Origin of the sequence: Streptomyces sp. NPDC047974, assembly GCF_040653375.1 — a bacterium.
Lineage (GTDB): Bacteria > Actinomycetota > Actinomycetes > Streptomycetales > Streptomycetaceae > Streptomyces.
In genome coordinates this window covers 39,851-60,197 of sequence record NZ_JBEZNU010000016.1, presented here as the reverse complement: position 1 = coordinate 60,197, position 20,347 = coordinate 39,851, and the positions used below count along the sequence as shown (strand labels likewise).

Sequence of the window (20,347 nt, the reverse complement as noted above, 5' to 3'; positions counted from 1 at the left end):
CCTTGGGTCAGGTGGTGGGGCGGGTGCGGGCGACGTCGGCGACGGCCCGACGGATCGCGTCACAGATCTCGGCCTCGTCGGCCTCGCTGATCCGCGGGTGGAGGACCGGGCACAGCAGCCGTGCGGCGAGCCGTTCGGCGCGCCGGACGCGCTGGTCGGCGGTGTGGCGGCGGATCAGGGCCTTGCTGTGCGGGGTGATGGGGTCGCTGATGATGCTGCCGACGCCGTACCGAGCGGCGAGCACGCGCATCAGTTCGTCCCGGCCGGCCCCCGCCCACGGGTCGGGGACGAGGAGGTTGTGCCGGTAGTACAGGTGCCGCCCCTCGTGCCAGGTCGGCGGCAGCGTCAGCTCGGCGACGTCGGCGAGCGCCCGGGTGCGGGCGTGCGCGCGGGCGATCCGCGCCGCGTTCATCTCGTCCAGCCGGGAGAGCTGGACCAGTCCGACCGCGGCCTGCGCCTTCGACAGCATCTGGTTGGTGCCCCAGGACTCCCCCAGGCCGCCGTAGCCGCGCAGCAGCCGCAGCCGCTCGTCGAGCGCGGGGTCGCTGGTGGTGACCATCCCGCCCTGCCCGAGCGTGGTCATGAGCTTCTTCGACTCGAAGGAGAAGACCGTCGCCCAGCCCTCGGCACCGACCCGCGCGCCGCTCGGCGTCCGCCCGCCGCAGGCGCGGGCGGCGTCCACGATCACCTTCGGCGGCCCGTGCACCGGATGCGGGTGTCGCGCGGCCAGCTCCTCGAACTTTTGGACGTCGGCGACGGCCCCGTTCCAGTGGGTCAGCAGGATCGCCCGGGTGCGCGTCGTCAGGCGCCGCTCGGTGTCGGCGAGGTCGAGGCCAAGGGTGTCCGGCTCGGGCTCGGCGAGCACCAGGCGCCCGCCCTGTCCGATGACCGCGACGTGCGGGCCGACGAAGTTCACCGCGCACGAGACCACCTCGTCCCCCGCCCCCAGTCCCAGGGCGCTCAGGACCATCTCCAGAGCGGTGCCTCCGGAGTTGAACCCGGCCGCGCACCCGGCATCGCAGTACGCCGCGAACGCCTCCTCGAACTCGCCCAGGTACGCGGCCTGGCGCCAGCCGGTGCGCCAGTCGTCCGACTCGCGGATGACCCGGTCCAGCGCCTGATGCTCGGCGTCGGTGTACCAGCCGCCCTGCTGCGGTTCGGCCGGCCAGCGCAGGAGCGCCGGGTCGACGTCCGGGATCGTGCTCGTGTCCACCGCCATCGTCAGCACCCCCGTCCGGCCGCCGTGCCGCTCATGCGGTGCTGCTCGTAGTCGCGGATCGCGGCGAGCTTCGCCGTCGCCGTCGTGCCGGGCGCGAAGCGGATGTTCAGCCACTCGTCGACCAGGCGCCGGGCCAGGGCAAGACCGATGACGCCCTGCCCGAGCGCGAGGATCTGGGCGTCGTTGGACAGGACCGCGGCCCGGACCGACACTACGTCGTGCGCCGTGACGGCCCGGACCCCGGGCACCTTGTTCGCGGCGATGGCCATGCCCAGGCCGGTGTGGCACACCAGCAGCGCCCGGTCCGCGCGGCCGCCGGCGACGTGTTCAGCGGCTGCGAGCGCGATCTGGGGGTACGAGGCACGGCTCTGGTCGTCCACACCGATGTCACGGACGACCACGACGCGGGTATCCGCGCGCAGGTCATTGGCGAGTACGCCCTTGTAGGCGCGGCCTGCGTCGTCGGATCCGATGACGATGCGCAACCGGTCTGGCTGATCCTCCATGGAACCTCCTCGGGAGGTGCGAGCAGCGGAATGGCCGGGGTCGGCCGCTCGTCTGCGAGGCACCACCGTCCCGCCGTACTGACGTCTGCGGGGGCCTGTCGGCCTGCCCTCGCACACGGTGTGCGAGACCGGCACATGCCGTGCAACCGCGCGCCCCTACCGGCCCGTCCACACTCCCGCTACCGTCATGCGCCCGTCGGTGTGCAGGAGGTACCCATGGGCATCCACGAGCAGGACTTAGGCACTCTCATCCGCGGCGCCCGATGCACGCTGCGCCTCACCCAAGGGCAGCTCGGCCAGCGCGTCGGCTACTCCGCCTCCGCGATCTCCCGGATCGAGAGCGGCAAGATGCGGCTCGACCCCGCCGCAGCCCCACGGTTCGCCAAGGCTCTGAACCTGTCCCTTGACCAGCTACGTGGTTCCACCGTGCCCGGACGCCCCCTGATCGATACGGTGGCAAGCACGTTGACGCCGGACGAGGAGGACGCATTGCGCCGCAGAGGAGTACTGGCCGGAGCCCTGGCCACGGGGATGACGGCTATCGTCGGCGCAGGACCGGCAGCGGCCGCCCCCGCCGACCTCGACGACCTGCTGTTCCGTCTCCCCGATGCGGACCCCGCGCCGCTGAAGAACCTCCTGTCCGAGGTCGTCACCGCCCGTCGGCACTACACCGCCGCACGGTACGCCGAACTCGGCCGGGTCCTGCCTCAGCTGCTCGCCACCGCCGAAGCCACGCGGGAGGCGGCTGGAGGCACCGCCCGCCGCCAGGCGGCAGCGCTCCTCGCACGGGGTTACGTCCTGGCCGCCGAGCTCGCCTTGAAGGAGCACTCGGATGCCGCCTGGGTCGCTGCCGACCGCGCCCTCACCGCCGCGCGCTCCAGCGGCCTGCCCGTTCCTGTCGGCGAAGCCTCCCGTGTCCTCGCCATCACGATGCGCCGCTCCAGCCGCTGCACCTCAGCCGTCAACCTCCTGCACAACCAGGCAGCCGAGCTCGACCCCGCCGACCCCCGTACCGCCGCCGTACGCACGACCCTTCTGCTGACCGCCGCGTACTCGGCCGCAGCGGGAAACGACCGCACGACAGCGTTGTCCCTCCTCGACGAAGCCGAGGACGAAACCGCGCGACACCCCGAGGCACCACGCGGCCTGTTCACCGTCGAGGCCACCCGCACGCAGGTCGACCTCTACCGCATCAGCGTCCACAACACCCTCGGTACCCCCGACGAGGGCGTCATGGTCGCGGACCGCCTGAACGTCGACCACATCCCGACCGCCGAGCGCCGCGCCAGGGCCTGGACCGACATCGCGCGGATGCACCATGCCCTGGGCCAGGGCACCGAGACCTTCGCCGCCCTGCGCCGCGTCGAACAGGAAGCCCCCCAGGAAACACGCCGGCCGGCCCTCCGCGCCCTTACGACGAACCTGCTGTATGGGCCCGCACGCATCCCGGGGCTTCGAGAGTTCGCTGGCCGGACCGGCGCCTTGGTGTGAGCCGCACCATATACCTGTGTGCCCCGCCCAGGTTCCATCGCCAGGCGGGTCGCGCAACATCCGAGTAGCACCAGCACCGAGGCTTTTCCCAACCTGTTCGTAGGAGCCATGAGTTGGACGCTCCTGCGCAACGACGAAGCTCCTGATAGACGTGTCACGACCAAAATCCACTGTGCTGTCAGAAGCCTCGCGTGCTTGTCCATCCGTCGCCAATCAACCTGTCCAGTCGCACCCTGCGGTATCTGGCCGGACGGCTCTCCTCCCGAAGGCAGAAAATTCGGTACGCGGTGGCGACGACTGACATCAGGGCGTCAGGCCCTGCTCGCCTGGTTCGTCTGCGGTGCGGTGACACCTACGCTCGGCTCGCCACCGGATTCGGCATCGGGATCGCAACTACCTACCGCCACATACGTGAGCAGTTGAGACCTTGGCAGCTTTGGCCCCGTCCCTGGCCGAGGAAATCAAGGCAATCCGGACGAAGGCGTTCGTCATTCTGGAGGGCACCCTGCTGCCGATCGACCGCACCGCTGCCGACACCCCCGTACTACTCGGGGAAGCACAAGCGCCACGGCATGAACGTCCAGGTTCTCACCGACTCGTTCAGACGGCTCCTGTGGGCCTCATCCGCACTGCCCGGCTCCCCCCATGACCTGACCGCCGCACGCACCCATGGCATCATCGACGCGCTCGCCGAGGCAGGCGTGAAGTGCTGGGCGGACAAGGCGTTACCAGGGCGCCGACCGACCTGTCCGCGTGCCGTTTCGGGGCCCTCGACTCAAGCGGTGGATACGCCGGCGCAACGGCAGCCACGCCAGGATCCGCTGCCTCTGCGAGCAGGCCATGGCCATCCTCAAGGGCTGGCGACTGCTATATAAGCTCCGCTCCAGCACCAGCCGAATCACCGACATCGTGATAGCCATCGTCGTCCTTCAGCACGCCTCAACCTGAGGTTGAAAAGGTTCAGTACACGGACGACCTCATCCGCGCATCGAACGGTCGGGCACCGTCATCGCTCCCGTTCACGCGACCGTGCGGCACTTGCAAGCCACGGCTTCGCACCCTGAACGAGGGTGCCATCGGATACCTTCAGGCTGATGAAAGGCACGGGCTCGTCGTTCGCCTTCTCCCTTTTCGGAGGCGCGGTGGTTCCAGCAGGCAGTCGATGCCCCGACTATTTCATGTCAGGCTCTTCCGGGAGCGGGTCCGGTCGTCGCACGGACCACCAGTTCGGGATCGAAGAGCAGTTCGCCCACCGGCACCTCGCGCCGGCCGGCCAGGGCCAGGACGCTCCGGCTCACCTCCAGGGCGAGGCGGTCCGCCGGCTGGCGGACGGTGGTCAGAGGCGGCTCGACGAACTCGGTGACCGCCGACCCGTCATAGCCGACGACCGACACGTCCCCGGGGACGGAACACCCCAGGCGTCGAACACCCCGGATCGCCCCGAGCGCCATGAAGTCGCTTGCGGCCACGATCGCGGTCGCACCGCGGGCGAGCAACGTCTGCGCGGCCGCTTGACCGCCTTCGACGCCGAAGGACTGACGGACCACCAGCCGGTGTGCGTCGGATAGCGCTCTCCTGTCCATCGCTTCGAGGAAGCCCCTCACGCGTCGGTCGGCCGGGGTGTTGCCCGCGGGACCGGACGCCATGCCGATCGCCCGGTGGCCGAGCTGGAACAGATGGCCGACCGCCAGCTCCGCGGCCAACAGGTCGTCGGTGGAGTACACCGGGACGGCCACTCCGTCGGGGAAGACCCCGTTCACGCCCACGTAGGGAATGCGCCTGAGCCGCAGGCGCTCGTACGTCCTGGTGCGTGCCATCGCGACGGTGTTCGACGACGAGAGGAACACGACGGCGACAACTCCCTTGTCCACCATCGCGTCGACGTACGCCGGCTCCTGCACACCGCCGGGGAACGCTGGGCACAGGAGCGTCCTCAGGCCGTGGGGGGCGAGTGCCGCCTCGATGCGCTCGGCGACATCCGCGAAGAACGGGTTGGTGACGCGCTCCATCATGATGGCCACCAACTGCCCGCGTACCGGGCGCTCGTACCCGAGCTCCGCCATGGCCTTCTCCACCGCGTCACGCGTCTTCTCCGCCACTCCCTGGCGCCGGTTGACGACCCTGCTCACCGTCGCCTCACTGAGTCCCGCCCGCGCCGCGACCTTCGAGAGGCCGACCTTCCCCGACGCCGTGTCGGCGCGATGGGGGCTTGCGGCGTCGGGCACTCGGGGGTGGTGCCGCGGAGCGGAGGGAAGCATCGGTGCTCCAGGGAGTCAGAGGACGCGGGCGGGGATACGGACGTCGGTGGTGTCGAGTCCGGCCGTCCGCCACGCGGCGATCCCGGCGCCGATGTTGCCGGCGCGGTCGCCGAGGGCGGCCTGGACGATCGTCGGGCGGCGCTGGAAGGCGAGCCGGTCCGCCAGGGCGACGCGCACCGGGTCGAGGAGGAGGGGGCCCGCTTCGGCGAGGCCACCACCCAGCACGATCTTCTCGGGCGCGAGCAGGGTGACGGCGGAGGCGAGGGCCTTGGCGAGACCCTCGACGGCGCGCTCCCAGACCGCTCGCGCGACGGGATCGCCCCCTCGGGCCAGAGCGGCGACTTCCGCCGCGCCCGCGACGCCCCTGTCCACGGCGGCGTTGTATCCGGTGACGACGGCGCTCGCGGAGGACACGGTCTCCAGACAACCGGTACCGCCACAGGGACACGGTCGGCCCTGCGGATCCACGACCAGGTGCCCGAGCTCACCGGCGTACCCGTCGGAGGTGACGGCGACGCCGTCGCACACGAGGGCGGCGGCCACACCGGTGCCGATAGCGGCGAAGAGGGCGTTGCGCACGCCGCGGGCGGCCCCGTGAAGGCATTCGGCCGTGCCGCCCGCCCGCACGTCGTGCCCGAGCGTCACGCGCAGTCCCGTGTGCCGTCCGAGTTCGGCGGCGAGCGGCAGGTCCCGCCAGCCGAGGTTCGCCGCCCAGAGCACCCTCCCCCGTGACTCGTCCACGATGCCCGGCACGACGACGCCCGCGTGGTCGGCGCGCAGCCCCCGCGCGTGGGCCTTGCGCCGCAGCTCCAGGAGGGAGTCGGTGACGGCGTCGACGACCGCGCTCGGCCCCTGAGAGCGCGGGGTCGGGATCCACATGGATTCGACGGGGGCGAGGGCGCGGTCGAGGACCGCCCCCTTCATGCCGGTGCCGCCGATGTCGAGGGCGAGCACGCAGTCCTGCTGCGGCGCTGCCGCCTGGCGGGGCGGGGGACGGTCTTCGGGGCTCACGGACGTACTTTCTTTCGTGTGGAACTGCCGGGGCGGGAGACCGGCGGGTTGGCCGGTCTCCCCGCTCTCGGCCGGAGGTGGGAGGCGGGGCGGGGGCGTCTCGCCCAGACCGCGAGTCGGGCCCGCCCCGCCGGTCTGTCAGGCCATGGGGGCCGGCTGACCCGCGTCGGCGGAGGCGTATCCCGCCAGGACGATCTGGAGCGTGCGCAGGCCGGACTCGCCGTCGGGGACGTCGACGTCTCCGTCCTGGGTGCCGTGGAGGAAGGTGGTGAGCAGGCGCTCGTCGAGATCGGTGCCCCACGGGTGGACGGTGGCCGTGCGGTTCGCCTCGTCGTAGCCGCTGACGCTCTGGGAGAAGGCGGCGAACTCGACGGTGGCTTTCTCGCCGACGAGCTGGATCTCGACGTCGCCCCACTGCGGGTGGTGGGCGGGCTGGCTCCAGCTGCAGTCGATGGTGACGTGGGTGCCGTTGTCGTACGCGAGGGTGACCAGACCCGCGGTCTCCGTCTCGTGGTCGGGGTACAGAAGGGTGTTGGACTGGGCGTAGACCTCGGTGGCGCGGGCGCCGTCGAGCAGGTCGTCGAGGAGGTCGGCGATGTGCACGGTGTGGTCCATGAGGGCGCCACCACCGGCCAGCGCGGGGTCGGCGAACCAGGGACGCTCGGCGTCGGACAGCCGGCCGTAGTTGGCGCCGCGCACGGCGAGGATCCTGCCGAGGTGGCCGCCCTTGACCGCGGCGCGGGCGGCGGCGTAGGCGGGGCTGAAGCGGACCGGATGGGCGATGGCCAGGCGGGTTCCGGCGGCCTGGCACGCCTTGATCATGGCCTCCGCGTCCTGTGCGGTGGTCGCGAGGGGCTTCTCGCAAAGGACGTCGACGCCGTGGCTCGCGGCGAGTTCGACGAGGTGCCGGTGGCGGGTGTTCTCGGCGGCGACGATGACGGCGTCCGGCTGCCAGGCGAACACCTCCTCGTACGTGTCGACGTAGTCCACGCCGAGGTCACGGGCGAGGTCCCGGCCACGGGGCCACTCGGGACGCGGCTCCTCCGCGAGGCTGTCGGGGTCGGTGGTCAGGAGCTCGATCCCTTCCATGTCGCGGAGGAGCGCCGCGTAGGAGAGGGCGTGGGTGTGGGCGAACGACAGCAGGCCGACCTTCATCGGATTGCCTCCTCGGCGGTCAGGTCGATGGCGCGGCCGGTCCGCGCGGATTCACGGGCGGCCTCGGCGATGCGCACGGCCATGACGCCGTCGTGGGCGGTGACCCGCGGAACGCTCCCGGTGGTGACGGTGAGGGCGAAGTCCCGCAGTTCGGCGGCGTAGGGGTTCTCGAAGAGCGCGACCGGCGGGATGCGGTCGTCTTCGCCGCCGGCCGGCTGGGCCAGCACGCGGAAGGCGGTCGTCTCGTGCGAGTCGTGGTGCAGCACTCCGCCGGATCCGGCGACGCGGAAGGTGGTGCGGAAGGAGGTGCCTGGCTGACCCCACAGGCCGTGGAAGTAGCTGATGGCGCCGGAGGCGTGGGTGAGGACGGCGGTGCCGGCCGCGACGTGGTGGCCGTCGTGGATCTCGCGGACCTGCGCGTAGACGCGCACCGGGTCCCCGACGAGGGAGCGGGCGAAGTCGAAGTCGTGGATCATCTGGTCGGTGAGGATGCCGCCGGACTGGGTGTCGTCCCGGAACCAGGGCGCCCAGTCGGGGTAGGCCGTCATGCGCGTGAAGTGCAGGATGGCGGGTTCTCCGACGGTGCCGGCCGTCACTGCGCGGTGAAGTGCCTCGTACTCGGGGAAGTACCGCACCACGTGGGCGGGGAAGAGGCGCACGCCGGCGCGGGCGGCGGCGTCGGCGGCCTCCTGGGCGTCGTCGGAACACATGGCGAGGGGCTTCTCGCAGACGACGTGACGCCCGGCGGCGACGGCCGCGAGGATGAGTTCCTTGTGGCTGCCGGTGGGGGTGCAGATGTCGACGAGGGCGCAGTCGGCGAGGAGGTGCTCCAAAGAGGTGGCGGCCTCGACTCCGTGGGCGGAGTGGGTCTCGGCGAGGTGGGCGTGGCGGCCGTCGTCGGAGTAGACGCTGACGCGGGCTCCCAGCGTGATCCACGCTTCGAGGTGCGTCTGCGCCATGACGCCGGCGCCGATGAGACCCACATGAAGATCCAGCATGGTTCCCTGTCTTCCGTGTGGTGGGAGGGCGGTGTGCCCGGCCGCCGTCCTGGTGGCGGGGCGGTGGTGAGGAGGGGTGGGGGCCGGTCAGCCCTTGACCGCGCCGGAGACCATGCCGGCGATGAAGTTGCGCTGGAAGAAGAGGTAGACCAGCACGACGGGGGCGATCACGATCAGGGTGGCCGCGGCCAGCATGGGCACGTCGGTGGAGTGCGCGCCGACGAAGAAGGCCAGTCCTGCCGGGGCGGTGCGCTCCTCGGGACTCTGGATCAGGATGAGCGTGAGGAGGAACTGGTTCCACGCCCACAGGAAGTAGAGCAGTCCGAGAGTGGTGAGACCGGGCCGGATGCAGGGCACGAGGACGCGCCACAGCAGGGCCCAGTCGCCGGCTCCGTCCAGTGAGGCGGCCTCGCGAAGTTCCTTGGGGAGGGCGGCGAACTGCTGGCGCATCCAGAACGCTCCGAACGGCATGTAGAGGCCGACCAGGGCGAGAACCAGCGCGTACGGGGTGTCCGTGAGCCCGAGGGACTGCATGTTGTAGTACAGCGGGACGACGGCGGCTTCGTAGGGAAGCGTGAGACCGACCAGCAGCAGGCCGAACAGGAGTCCCTTGCCACGGAAGTCCATCGTGGCGAAGGCGTAGCCGGCGAGGGTGGCGCACACCAGGGCCAGCGGCACCACGCCCAGGACGACGAACGCGCTGTTGGTCAGCAGGGTGCCGAAGCCCGCCGCGGACCATGCCTCTCCGAAGGAGGCGAAGGTCGGGTCCTTCGGCCAGGCGAGTCCGCTGACGGCGGTGCCGGGCGGGTTGAGCGCCGTGAGGACGAGCGCGGCGAACGGGATGAGCACGCCCGCGCAGAACAGGGCGACGAGGGCCCGGCCGGTCAGGCGGTCGGTGCGGCTCATGCGCGCTCCCGGGTCAGACGGCCGATGGCGAGGACCACCAGCGAGATGAGCAGGCTGAGGACCACGGCGAGCGCGCAGGCGGTGCCCACCTGGCCGCTGGTGAAGGCGAGCCGGTAGATCAGCACGCCGGGCACGGTCGTGGAGTCGCCGGGGCCGCCGCCGGTCGTCACGAAGACGATGTCGAAGCTGGCGAGGGCGGCGATGACGGTGACGGTGACCGCGACGCCGATCTCGGCGCGCAGTCCGGGCAGGGTGACCGACAGGAACTCCCTGACGGGGCCCGCCCCATCGATCCGCGCGGCCTCGTAGAGGCTGGTGTCGATCTTCTGGATGCCGGACTGGAACAGCACCAGGCACAGGCCGAGCATCACCCAGCTGCCGACCAGGCCGACCGCCACGTAGGCCCAGGTGAAGTCACCGAGCCAGGCCCTGGTCCAGGAGCCGAGGCCGATGGCGCTCAGTCCCTCGTTCACCAGGCCGTCCGGCGCGTACAGACCGCGCCAGATCACGCCGACGGCCACCAGCGGAATGATCTGGGGCAGGAAGAGGACGGTGCGGGAGAACGCGAAGTTCCCTCCGCGACGGCCCCTCCCGATCACCGCGGCGAGCACCAGTCCGGCGCAGATCGGCAGGACGGAGTAGAAGCCGATGAGACCGACGGCGTGCACCAGCGAGCCGACGAGCTGCGGATCGCTGAGGACCGTCCGGTAGTTCTCCAGTCCGGCCCAGACGCCGGGGCTGATGCCGTCCCAGTCGTAGAAGGACAGCTGGATGGCCTGGACCCAGGGGACGATGACGAAGGCCGTGTACATCACGAACGCTGGCGCCAGGAAGAGGTAGGCGCTGTTCCGCCGCCTCCGCCGGGCGGCGGCGCCGCGCCGCCCGGTGGAGCGGTGGCCCGCCCCGGCCCGTCCGCCGGGGAGGGCGGAGGGGCCGGGAGCGGAGTCCCGCGCCGTCTTGAGGACGGAGGTCACTTCTGCCCCTTGGTCCACTCGGCCTGCACGGCCTTGAGGTAGGCGGCGGCGCTGGTCTTGCCGGCGATGAGCTGCTGGCCCTGCGAGGTGAGGACGTCGTTCATCGTCGGCGTGGCGTTGTTGAAGTAGGGCGTGAGGCCGTTGCTCTCGCCGACCTTCTTCCAGGCGGCCACGAAGTCGGCCCGGACACTGCCCTCGGCCGCCTTGATCGAGGGGTCCTGCGAGACCGGCATGAAGCCGTTGTCGAGCTGGATCTGGCCGGCCTCGGGGGTGGTGAGGAAGTTGAGGAACGCCGCGGCGAGGTCGGGGTTCTTCGCCTTCGTGGAGATCGCGTAGGCCAGCGAGGTGCCGACGCCCGCGGCCTGGGCGTCCGGGGTGGTGCCGGGGAGGGTGAAGAAGCCGGCGCCCTTGGGCATCGCCTTGTCCACGACGCCGGCGTCCCAGTTGCCGTCGAACAGGAACAGGCCCTGGCCCTTGGTGAAGGCGGCGGTCGCTCCGGCGTTGTCGACGCCGTTGGCCCCCTCGGGGAGGTAGCCCTCCTTCGCCCAGTCGGCCAGCTTCTGCGCGGCCTTGGTGCCGGCGTCGCTCTCGACGGTGAAGCCGGGGTTGTTGAAGGCCCAGGCGGTGCTGTCGGAGAGCTTCTGGAACTGGTTGACCAGCGCTTGGAAGATGAAGGAGGAGTGGCCGTCCAGGTTGGACACCTGGATGGGCAGCTGACCCGCTGCCTTGGCCTTCGCGACCTGCTTCTCGAACTCGTCGAGGGTCTTCGGCGGCCCGGAGATCCCGAGCTTCGAGGCGATCTCCTTGTTGTAGTAGACGCCTACCAGGGAGAAGCCGGCGGGGGCCGCCCACAGCTTGCCGGCGCCCAGCTGGTTGCCCTGGCTGCGCCACTGGTCCAGCTGGCTGGCCGAGACGGTCTTGTCCCAGCCGTACGCCTTGGCGTAGGGGTCGAGGGGCCGGATCTGGCCCGCCTTGGCGGTGTTGCCGAGCAGGTTCAGCAGGGCGAGGTCGGGGGCGTTGGCGGAGTTGAGTGCCAGGCCGAGGCTGGTGTTGTAGCTGTCGTAGGCGGTGAAGCGGTAGTCGATGGTCACGTTCGGGTGCTTCTTGGCGAACGCGTCGGTGAGCGCCTTGGTGGTGGGCGACTCGTCCGACGTCAGGATCGACAGCGTGACCTTCTCCGTCGGGATCGCGGTCGACACCGCTCCGTCGGTCGGGGCGGCCTTGGCCGGGGCACCCCCGGGAGTGCCACAGGCGCTGAGGGCGCCGGCCGCGACCGCCGCGGTACAGACGACGGCCAGCGGGCGGACGAACGCTCTGCGACGGGGTGCGCGGGGAGTGGAAGACATGACCGGCTCCAGTGGTGCGAACGACGGAGGGGCTTATGGAGGGTTCCTCCATAAGGGATGTGTCTGGATCGTAGGTAGGCTCGAACCCGCAGGTCAATGACTTACGTCGATTACTTACGTAACAACCCGGCATTACTGGTGGGTACGGGCTAGCATGGCCGCTGCGGGCATGCACGAGGCACATCCGCGGCTAAGGAGGCACACGGTGAAGCGGTCGGCCATCAACGGAGGCGATCCCGCCCTGCTCCGCCGGCTCAACAACGACGCCGTCCTGCGCGCCATCCGCGGCCGTGAGCCGATGACGCTCTCCGGTATCGCGACCGCCGCCTCGCTGTCGCGGCAGACCGTCGACCTCGTCCTGGAAGAGTTCCAGCAGCAGGGCTGGGTCGAGGAGGTGGCCCCCGGGCGAACCAAGGGCCGACCCGCTCGGCGCTACCGCTTCCGCGCGGAAGCGGGCCACGTCCTGGGAATCGACGTCGGCAGCACTTCGGTCCTGTTCATGCTTGCGGACCTCAACGGCGAGCCGGTCGGACGCCGTGTGGTCACGGAGGACATGGGCGGGGCCGGCGAGGACCGGCTGGAGGCCATCCGGCGCGCCGCCGTCCGCTTCGTCGGCGACCACCCGGACGCCCGGCCCCGCGCCCTCTGCCTGGGGGTACCGGGAATCGTCGACGCGCAGGGCGCGGTCCGTCACTGCGACCTGCTGCCGGAATGGAACGGACTCGATCTCGCCGCCCGGGCCGCCGACTGGTTCGGCTGCCCCGCCGTCACCGACAACGACGCCAACCTCGCCGCCGTCGCCGAGCACTGGCAGGGAGCCGCCCAGGACTGCGACGACTTCATCCACCTCCTGATCGGCCAGCGCACCGGCGCCGCCGTCGTGCTCGACGGGCGGCTGCGCCGGGGCCGCGCCGGGGCAGCCGGCGAGATCGCCGGACTCGCGGTCCTCGGCTGGGACGGCACCGACCGGGACGCCCTGCACGGTGGTGCGGACGTCGCCCAGGTGTTCGCCGACGCGGCGGACGGGGACGAGGCCGCCCTTCTTCGTGTCGACCGGTTCGCCCGCACCTACGCGCTGGGAACCGCCGCCATGGTACTGACGGTCAACCCCGACCTGGTGGTCGTCGGCGGCGGCCTCTCCCGCGCGGGCGAGATCCTCGTGGACCCGCTGCGCAGGCACCTGGAGGGACTGTGCATCGATCCTCCGCATGTGCGTGTCTCCCGGCTGGGTGTGGAGGCGGTCGCGCTGGGAGCGCTCCGGGTGGCGCTCGACCGCTGCGACCGCGAGCTCTTCGAGTTCCCGGACTCCCCCCAGGACGCCGTGCGTCCGGAAGCCGATCGCCTGCCGCCCGCGCGGCGGGACACGGACGGTGTCCGGACTCTCTAGACGCCGATGCCGTGGGGGGCACGGCGCGCCCCCCACGGCGGATGACCTGGCACGCCTCCCCCGGCAGGGGGAGGCGACCGTGTCAGGAGACGGTGACAGTGGCCGTCTGCCCCGGAGCCACCGTGACCGTGGCGTAGGTGTACGTCTTCCCGTTGACGACCTTCGTCTTCACCGCCTGGGACACGCCGTTGACCTTGATCGAGGACTTGCCGCCGGCGAAGCGCGCCTCCCAGCTGTAGGAAGCGGAGCCGGAGCTGTTGGTCAGCTTCGACGAGGTCGCGCCGTCGTGGCGGAGCGTGAAGGTGTTGCCGCCGACCTTGATGTCCTTGACCTGGAGCCAGCCCATCCCCGAGGGCAGCCGGGAGAGGGTGGAGAGCGCGTTGGCCGGGGCGTCGGGCTGGACGCCCATCAGGCCTTCCACGGTCTGGCTGACCAGAGTGTAGGAGACCTCCGGGTAGTCGCCGTTCGGCCCCTGGCTGGAGTTGACGTGCTGGACGTCGCGCTGGTCGTAGACGTACTGCATCCACTTCCAGGCGGTGTCGTTGCGGTCGTAGGTGAAGAAGACGTCCGGCAGGTAGGTGTACGCCTCGATGTTGCGCGACCGCCCGGCGCCCTCGGACTCCGTGTCCACGTAGTCCAGGTAGGCGTCGGTGCGGGGGCCGGGGGCGGTGATCTGCTTCTGGAGCATGATCCAGCTCATCTCCTTGCCCCAACCCTTGACCTGCTCCCCCTCCTTGGTGTAGCCGCGGACCATGTCAGCGCCGTTCCCGCTGCCGGCCCAGGTGTCGTTGAAGTACGCCTTGAGGTCGTCGGCCTTCTGCTTGTAGGTGTTCGAGAGGGCGGTGTCGCCCTTGCTCGCCGCGAGAGCGGACAGCGCGCGGAAGGCCTGGTACTGGGCGCCGATGCCGTCACCTGCCTCGATGACGTGGAGGTCGCCGTCCTCCTTGTAGCTCGCGGCGCCGACGAAGATGCTGCCGCCCTCGCCCTCGGCGACACCGTTCGGCTTCTTGCTGTCATGGAGCTCGATGAACTCCTTGGTGGTGTGCTTGTAGTAGTCCCAGAGGACCGGGTCGTTGATGTAGGCGTTGTCCCCGCTCCACCGGTACGCGGCGTTCGCCTTCTCCACCACCTCGAAGGCGGCCGGGACCTCCCGGACGAAGTACTGCTTGCTGATGTAGTCGATGGCCAGGTAGTTCTGGTTGTCGAAGTTGAACGCCCACACCGGGTAGTACCCGTGCTCGGCCGTGGCGGACGCGGCGTGCGTGCGCAGCATCGCCTTGTTCTCGGCGTTCAGACCGAGGACCGAGGCTCCGCCGACCTGGTGCGCGAGATCGCGGGTGTAGTAGCCGGAGCGGTTGGCGTAACCCGCCCAGTATGAGGGGGCGTACGGAGCACTGCCGGTGCCTGTCAGGTTGAACTCGTCCACGTTGATCGGGCCGACGGCACCCGGCAGCTGGACGAAACTGTTGGCCTTGCGCTTGGACCAGTCGAACATGGCGACGATCTTGGGGTCGGAGGACGTGACGACGGGGTCCACCGGCGCGGAGGGAGAAACGGAGAGGTCGTCGGCGTTCACGTAGCTGACGCCGCCCTCGAATCCGACCTCCACCTTGTCGCCGGTCTTCACCGCCACCCGGCTGACGGTGTGACGGGCGTAGGTGGCGCGGCTGGGGAGGTCGACGGAGCCGGCGACCGTGCCGTTGACGCGCACGAGGAACTTGCCGCCGGTGCCGCCGGTGGCGACCCAGGTCGAGAAGTCGAACATGCCGTCGCCCTTGGCGGTGATGGTCTGGGTGACCTTCTTCGCCGAGGTCTGATCGAGGTAGGCGAGCTTGCTGCCGCCGTGCGGGCGGTTGGTGGCGACGCCGGTGCCGGAGGTGAAGGTCCACCCCGTCGTGCCCTGCTCGAACCCGGGGTTGACGATCTCCACCGCCGGAATGAGCGAGGTGGTCGCCTCGATGTCGTCGACGTTGACGTAGCTGGCGCCGGTGCCTCCGCCCTCGATGGAGATCTCCACTGTGTCCCCGCTCTTCACGGTCACCCGGGGGATCGTGTAGCGGGTGTAGGGGGAGCGCTTGGCCAGGACGGCGGAGCCGACGACGGAGCCGTTGACCTTGGCGACGAACTTGCCGCCGGCTCCGCCCGTGCTGATCCACGCGGAGAGGTCGACCACGCCGTCGCCGGTGGCCGTGAGGGTCTGGCTGACCTTCTTGGTGGTGCCCTCGTCGAGGTAGGCCAGCTTGGACCCGCTGTGCGGGGCGTTGGTGGCGACACCGGCGCCGGACGTGAAGGTCCAGCCGGTGGTGCCCTGCTCGAAACCGCCGTTGACCACGGTCAGAACGGTGGTGGGGGCGGCGGTGGCTTCGCCCGGGGACACGAAGGGGACCAGCGGGGCGAGGACGGCGAGGGACGTCAGCAGAGTAAGACGCAGAGCACGGGGAGAGGGGTTCATGGGACTCCTGTCCGAATCATGAGGGGGGTGGCCGGACGTTAACAGCCCACTTTCAAGTGTTTCAAGATTTCTGCAATGTTTACCCGACGCCAATATTGCAAACTTTCTAAGATCTCATGCAAGTGTCAATCCGGATGGAACCGTAGAGCCGTAGCGGCACCCATCCAGACTCTGATGTGATCACTGTCAAGACATCTTCAAGCTGCCTTGAGGGCCGATAGGCACGACATCGACGAAGGAAACACATCCGCCGGCCCGACCTGCCCCGCAGCCGTCCCCCTGGTGCGCGGCGGCGGTCATGGGTTATGACTCCCCCACCCCCGCTTCGCACGACTGGGACACTGACTTGGCACTCGACCTGCACCGTTTGTGGATCTTCCTGCACGTCATCGAGCAGCAAGGGTTCTCCGCCGCCGCCCAGAAGCTCTATATGAGCCAGCCGTCGGTCTCCAACCAGGTACGCAAACTGGAGGAGTCCCTGCGGATCACCCTCATCGACCGGTCGAGCGCCCGGATCCGGCCCACGGCCGAGGGAGAGCTGCTGGCCGAGTACGCGAGCCGTGTCTTCCTCCTGGCCGACGAGGCGGTCGCCGCCGTACAGCAACTCAGCGGGCTCCAGACGGGTCGGCTGGTGGTGGGCGGTTCGACCACCATGGGCACCTACCTGCTGCCGGACCTGCTGGCCGAGTACCGCCGCCAGCACCCGGGGATCGACGGGCACGTCTTCGTCGGCAACAACTCCACGGTGACTCAGCAGTTGATGAGCGGAGAGGTGGGCGTGGCACTGGTGGCCGGCGCCCCCACCGAGCCGAGACTGATCGGCGAAGCCGTCTCCGAGGACCACATGGTCCTCATCGCGCCACCGGACCACGCTCTGGCGGGCCGGGGCCCCGTCACCGGGGAGATGCTCACCGGCGAACGCATCGTCCTGCGCGAACCGGGTTCCCAGACGCGGGAGGTGCAGGAGCGCACCCTGGCCCGCTGGGGCGTCGTCGCCCCGCCCCACACGGACGCCTGGGGACCGGAGGTGCTGAAGCGATGCGTGCGGGCCGGGCTCGGCGTCGCCCTCGTCTCGGAGTACGCCGTCTCCGACGAGCTGCGCGCGGGCACCCTCGTCGCCCTGCCGACGCACCAGGACACGGAGACCCGGGACATCTCCCTCGTACGCCGGCGGGACCGCATCCTGTCCCCGGCGGAGGAGGCCTTCGTGGACCTCGTGCGCCGGCGGCGCGGCAGCACCGGCCTCCTCGGCGGCTGACCCGCCCCGGTACGCGTGCGCGCCGGCTATAGGAGTCATCACCAGAACCCGTCTTGTGCGCCGCGCCCCGCGCTCGGACCATCGAGCCATCGAGAACGGCGGCACGGCGAAAGCCGCCCGTTTGACGCCTGTCGCACCGCGGTCGTACGCGCGTGCCCGAGAGACGCGGGATTCCCATGACAACCGCTTCTGCCCGCCCCTTGATGTCCCGTCAGCTCTATGGGGCGCGCCCCTCGGCCCCGGCCCCGGCCCCGGCGAGGAGGCTTCACCCTCGCATCCGTGAGGGAGGCCTCCTGGTGCTCCCCGCCGAACCACATCAGGTACGCGTGGCCCGCCGCTTCGCACGGAGGCTGACGGCCGGCTGGGGAATCGACGAGGAATGCCTCGCCGACCTCCTGCTGATCGTGGGAGAACTGACCGCCGACTCCGCCCTGCACGGTGGCACCGAGATGTCCGTCAGGATCTGGCTCGCCGGACCGGAACTGTGTGTGGAGGTGACCGACACGGGCGCCCCGTCGCACCTCTCCGGGTCTGCCGTCACCGACGACGGCGAGCGCGCCCGACGCCTGGAGCTCGTCGCGCGCCTGAGCGACTGGTGCTCCGTCGACCGCGCCCCGCTGCGTCGACGGGTCCGGGCCGGGTTCGGTGTGGTGCGTTGCTCCGAGGGGTGAACGGGCGTCCCCTGCCCGGCGATACCACCGGGGCCGTCGTCGGACTGGACGTGGCAGCCGAACGCGTACGCGGTCTGGTCGTCCGTGCCGACGGGCGCGTGGTGCTCGCGGAGGAGTGGTACACGCATCCCGAACGAGGGTCCCCTTCGGTCGTCGACACCGTACTGGACCACGCCGCGGACCTGGTCGCGGAAGCGAAGCGCGCGGGCTGCCCCGCGACGGCGGTCGGGGTCGCGGTGCACGGCGCGGTCGACCCCGAGGCGGGCGTCGTCGAACACGCGACCACGCTGGGGTGGCACGGGACTCCGCTCGGCCCGTGGCTGGCGGAGCACGTGGGCCTTCCGGTCGTCGCGACCGGAGACGTGCGCGCCGCCGCCGTGGCCGAGAGCCGCCTCGGCGCGGGCCGGGGACGCGAGCGGTGCGCCGTCCTCTCGGTCGGGACCACCGTCGACGTCACCGAGCTGCGGAGCGGACTTCCCGTCGGCTCTCCTCGCTGTGGCGGGCCGGGCCGCAGGGTCGCCACGCATCGGGAGCAGGAGTACGAGCAGACGCGGTGCGGCTGCCCGAAAACCCTCGCCTCCGCCGAGGCCTTCGCGGCGTTCTGCGCCGAGCGGTACGAGGCTGCCGCGCGGACCTGCGGACAGTACGGGCCGGGGGCCTGGCTGACAGGGTCGTCAGGGCGGAGGGCCGTCGCCGCGCTCGCCGACGCACTCGTCCCGCTGGCCGGGCGCGTCGACCGGCTCGTCGTGGGCGGACCCGCCCCGCTGATGCGGTACGCGCTGCCGGGACCGCTGGGAACGGCCCTGGGCGAACGCCTCTCCCCCGGCACGCTTCCCGACCTGGTGCCGGCCCGATTGGGCCGCCCGGCCATTGCCCTGGGAGCCGCGCTCCTGGCCCGGGTCCGGCCGCTCCCCGATCACGCGGCCTGACGGCCCGGGCGGCGTCCGACGCCCGGCTCCGGGTGGGAACGGCCGTGCACCTGGTACCCGGTCAGAGGGTCACGCGGGCCGAGCGCCACTCGGTGGAGAGGTCCCACATCCGCGAGGCGAACTCCGTCGGCCCGCACCACGCTCCCTTCGCGTCCGCGTGCGGTACGTACGCGGCCACGGCGGGGCGGTTGACGTGCACCGCGCTCGCATCCAGGCGTTCCACCGCTTCGAGGGCGCGCGTCCGCGAGGTGGTGAACACGGCCACCGACATCGCGGTACGGACGTTGCCGACAAGCCGGACGGCTTCGTCGGGTCCGTCCGCCTCGACGAGCCCCACCACGGGTCCGAAGACCTCCTCCACGGCCGTCTCCACCGCGAACAGATCCCCGGCCAGAACAGTCGGCCGTACGTACCGGCCCCCGAGCGGACCGCCCGCGGCACGGTCCCCGCCGCTGAGCAGTTCCGCACCCCCCGCGCGTACCTTGGCCACGGCCTCCAGACACGCGTGCACGTGCTCCTCGTCGACGAGGGGACCCATCTCCGACCGGGGGTCCATGCCCGGCCCCAGTCGCAGCGAGGCGACCCGCGGCAGCAGGCGTGCGAGGAACTCTCGCCTGACCCGGCGGTCGACGACGACCCGGCCGACGGCCCCGTACCTCTGGCCGGCCTGCCCGAAGGCTCCGGCCGCCACGGCCGCGACGGCCTTGTCGAGATCGGCGTCGTCCAGGACGACGACGGTGTCCTTTCCCGCCAGGTCCAGCTCGGTTCGCAGCAGTCGCCCCGAGCCGGCGCGGTGCACGGCCGCGGCCACCCGGCGGGATCCCGTGAAGCCGACGCCGGCCACCGACGGGTGGTCCACCAAGGCCTCACCCGCGGCGGCGTCCCCCTGGACGAGGTTGAACACCCCCGGCGGAACGCCCGCTTCGTGCAGCACCTCGGCGAGGAGCGCGGGCGTCAGCGGCGCGAGCGGCGAAGGCTTGAGCACCACGGTGCATCCGGCGAGCAGGGCCGGAGCGAGCTTCCGGACGGGGGTCGCCAGGGGAAGGTGCCACGTGGTGATCAGACCGACCACGCCGATGGGGCGGCGGAAGGAGAACGCCGACGTCCGGTCGTCCACGGTGGGGACCGCCGTCCGTTCCAGCCGGCGGGCCTCGCCCGCCACGAAGTCCAGCGCGGCCACCGCACCGTGGACCTCGGCCCTGGCCTCGACGAGGAGCTTCCCCTGTTCCCGGGTGATGGCCACGGCGAACCTGTCGGCCCGCTCCTCCAGAAGCCGGGCCGCGCACGCGAGGTGCCCTGCGCGTCGTACCGGGTCGAGCGCCTGCCAGGCGGCGAAGGCGTCGGCCGCCACGCCCACGGCGTGTTCGACGTCCACCCCGCCCGACTCGGGAAACTCCCCGATCACGTCGGAGGCGTCCGCCGGATTGACGTTCGCACGCACGACGCCGCTCTCCGCCCGCGTCCACGCCCCGCCCGTGAAGTTGCGCAGCAGGTGGGGCGGGGGCGGTTCGCACGCCGAGGTCGTCATGGTCGCAGAGCCCTTTCGTGGTCTTCCCGGGCAGCATCTCCGACCGGTCACGACCCGTACAACGGCCGGCGGCCCCCTGTTCATGAATCCGCCCCATATCCCCGCGCTATCTCAGGCTCTCCAGCGGACGGGTCTCCTGTCCCGACGGCATAACCGCCCAGCTCAGCGGCGTCCATCCCCGGGAGGCGGCGTTCGCCGAATAGCCCTCATAGCCGAAACGGGGGTTCCTCCTCCGCCGCCGCGGACGCACGCTCGTCC

General features: G+C 71.0%; 16 protein-coding genes and 1 pseudogene. 6 read left to right on the top strand and 11 right to left on the bottom strand.

The window, feature by feature from the left end:
* Window positions 1-7 precede the first annotated feature (7 nt).
* Window positions 8-1,219 carry a DegT/DnrJ/EryC1/StrS family aminotransferase gene (locus tag AB0E19_RS22860; protein WP_362183122.1) on the bottom strand — a complete coding sequence of 404 codons (1,212 nt, stop codon included), beginning with the start codon at window positions 1,217-1,219 and terminating at the stop codon, window positions 8-10.
* A 2-nt stretch (window positions 1,220-1,221) separates the two neighbouring features.
* Window positions 1,222-1,725, bottom strand: a complete 504-nt coding sequence (locus AB0E19_RS22855) for an RpiB/LacA/LacB family sugar-phosphate isomerase (RefSeq protein ID WP_362183119.1) — start codon at window positions 1,723-1,725, stop codon at window positions 1,222-1,224.
* 216 nt (window positions 1,726-1,941) lie between these two features.
* On the opposite strand from AB0E19_RS22855, the gene AB0E19_RS22850 reads away from it, so the two are divergent.
* Window positions 1,942-3,216, top strand: a complete 1,275-nt coding sequence (locus AB0E19_RS22850) for a helix-turn-helix transcriptional regulator (protein ID WP_362183116.1) — start codon at window positions 1,942-1,944, stop codon at window positions 3,214-3,216.
* A gap of 191 nt (window positions 3,217-3,407) precedes the next feature.
* A pseudogene (locus tag AB0E19_RS22845) lies at window positions 3,408-4,164 on the top strand (transposase family protein).
* Between the two features lie 233 nt (window positions 4,165-4,397).
* On the opposite strand, the gene AB0E19_RS22840 reads toward AB0E19_RS22845, so the two are convergent.
* From AB0E19_RS22840 to AB0E19_RS22810, 7 genes are all read right to left on the bottom strand, one after another.
* On the bottom strand, window positions 4,398-5,441 hold the full coding sequence (locus AB0E19_RS22840) for a LacI family DNA-binding transcriptional regulator (RefSeq protein WP_362183113.1): 1,044 nt from the start codon (window positions 5,439-5,441) through the stop codon (window positions 4,398-4,400).
* 48 nt (window positions 5,442-5,489) lie between these two features.
* Window positions 5,490-6,485: an ROK family protein gene (locus AB0E19_RS22835; protein ID WP_362183110.1), complete on the bottom strand. Its 996-nt coding sequence runs from the start codon at window positions 6,483-6,485 to the stop codon at window positions 5,490-5,492.
* 138 nt (window positions 6,486-6,623) lie between these two features.
* The gene (locus tag AB0E19_RS22830) at window positions 6,624-7,640 is read right to left on the bottom strand and encodes a Gfo/Idh/MocA family oxidoreductase (RefSeq protein ID WP_362183107.1); all 1,017 of its coding nucleotides are present in this window, start codon (window positions 7,638-7,640) and stop codon (window positions 6,624-6,626) included.
* Complete coding sequence (locus AB0E19_RS22825; protein WP_362183104.1) at window positions 7,637-8,638, bottom strand: Gfo/Idh/MocA family oxidoreductase; 1,002 nt, start codon at window positions 8,636-8,638, stop codon at window positions 7,637-7,639. Before AB0E19_RS22825 ends, AB0E19_RS22830 begins: the two co-directional genes overlap by 4 nt.
* 87 nt (window positions 8,639-8,725) lie before the next feature.
* A complete protein-coding gene (locus tag AB0E19_RS22820) occupies window positions 8,726-9,544 on the bottom strand; it encodes a carbohydrate ABC transporter permease (RefSeq protein ID WP_362183101.1) in 819 nt (272 codons plus the stop codon).
* Window positions 9,541-10,518, bottom strand: a complete 978-nt coding sequence (locus AB0E19_RS22815; RefSeq protein WP_362183098.1) for a sugar ABC transporter permease — start codon at window positions 10,516-10,518, stop codon at window positions 9,541-9,543. Before AB0E19_RS22815 ends, AB0E19_RS22820 begins: the two co-directional genes overlap by 4 nt.
* Window positions 10,515-11,864: an extracellular solute-binding protein gene (locus AB0E19_RS22810; protein ID WP_362183095.1), complete on the bottom strand. Its 1,350-nt coding sequence runs from the start codon at window positions 11,862-11,864 to the stop codon at window positions 10,515-10,517. The genes AB0E19_RS22815 and AB0E19_RS22810 overlap by 4 nt, the downstream gene beginning before the upstream one ends.
* A 205-nt stretch (window positions 11,865-12,069) precedes the next feature.
* Between AB0E19_RS22810 and AB0E19_RS22805 the strand changes: the two genes are divergently transcribed.
* Entirely contained in the window at window positions 12,070-13,251 is a 1,182-nt protein-coding gene (locus AB0E19_RS22805) for an ROK family protein (protein ID WP_362183092.1), read from the top strand.
* An 82-nt stretch (window positions 13,252-13,333) separates the two neighbouring features.
* On the opposite strand, the gene AB0E19_RS22800 is transcribed toward AB0E19_RS22805, so the two are convergent.
* Window positions 13,334-15,703, bottom strand: coding sequence for a hypothetical protein (locus AB0E19_RS22800; RefSeq protein WP_362183089.1), 2,370 nt, complete (start codon window positions 15,701-15,703; stop codon window positions 13,334-13,336).
* A 346-nt stretch (window positions 15,704-16,049) separates the two neighbouring features.
* Here AB0E19_RS22800 and AB0E19_RS22795 point away from each other — a divergent pair, with 346 nt between their 5' ends.
* From AB0E19_RS22795 to AB0E19_RS22785, 3 genes are all read left to right on the top strand, one after another.
* The gene (locus AB0E19_RS22795; RefSeq protein WP_362183086.1) at window positions 16,050-16,961 is read left to right on the top strand and encodes a LysR family transcriptional regulator; all 912 of its coding nucleotides are present in this window, start codon (window positions 16,050-16,052) and stop codon (window positions 16,959-16,961) included.
* Window positions 16,962-17,137: 176 nt separating this feature from the next.
* Complete coding sequence (locus AB0E19_RS22790; RefSeq protein WP_362183083.1) at window positions 17,138-17,632, top strand: ATP-binding protein; 495 nt, start codon at window positions 17,138-17,140, stop codon at window positions 17,630-17,632.
* Complete coding sequence (locus tag AB0E19_RS22785; protein ID WP_362183080.1) at window positions 17,629-18,561, top strand: ROK family protein; 933 nt, start codon at window positions 17,629-17,631, stop codon at window positions 18,559-18,561. The genes AB0E19_RS22790 and AB0E19_RS22785 overlap by 4 nt, the downstream gene beginning before the upstream one ends.
* A gap of 61 nt (window positions 18,562-18,622) precedes the next feature.
* On the opposite strand, the gene AB0E19_RS22780 is transcribed toward AB0E19_RS22785, so the two are convergent.
* Entirely contained in the window at window positions 18,623-20,089 is a 1,467-nt protein-coding gene (locus AB0E19_RS22780; protein ID WP_362183077.1) for an aldehyde dehydrogenase family protein, read from the bottom strand.
* Between the last annotated feature and the right edge of the window lie 258 nt (window positions 20,090-20,347).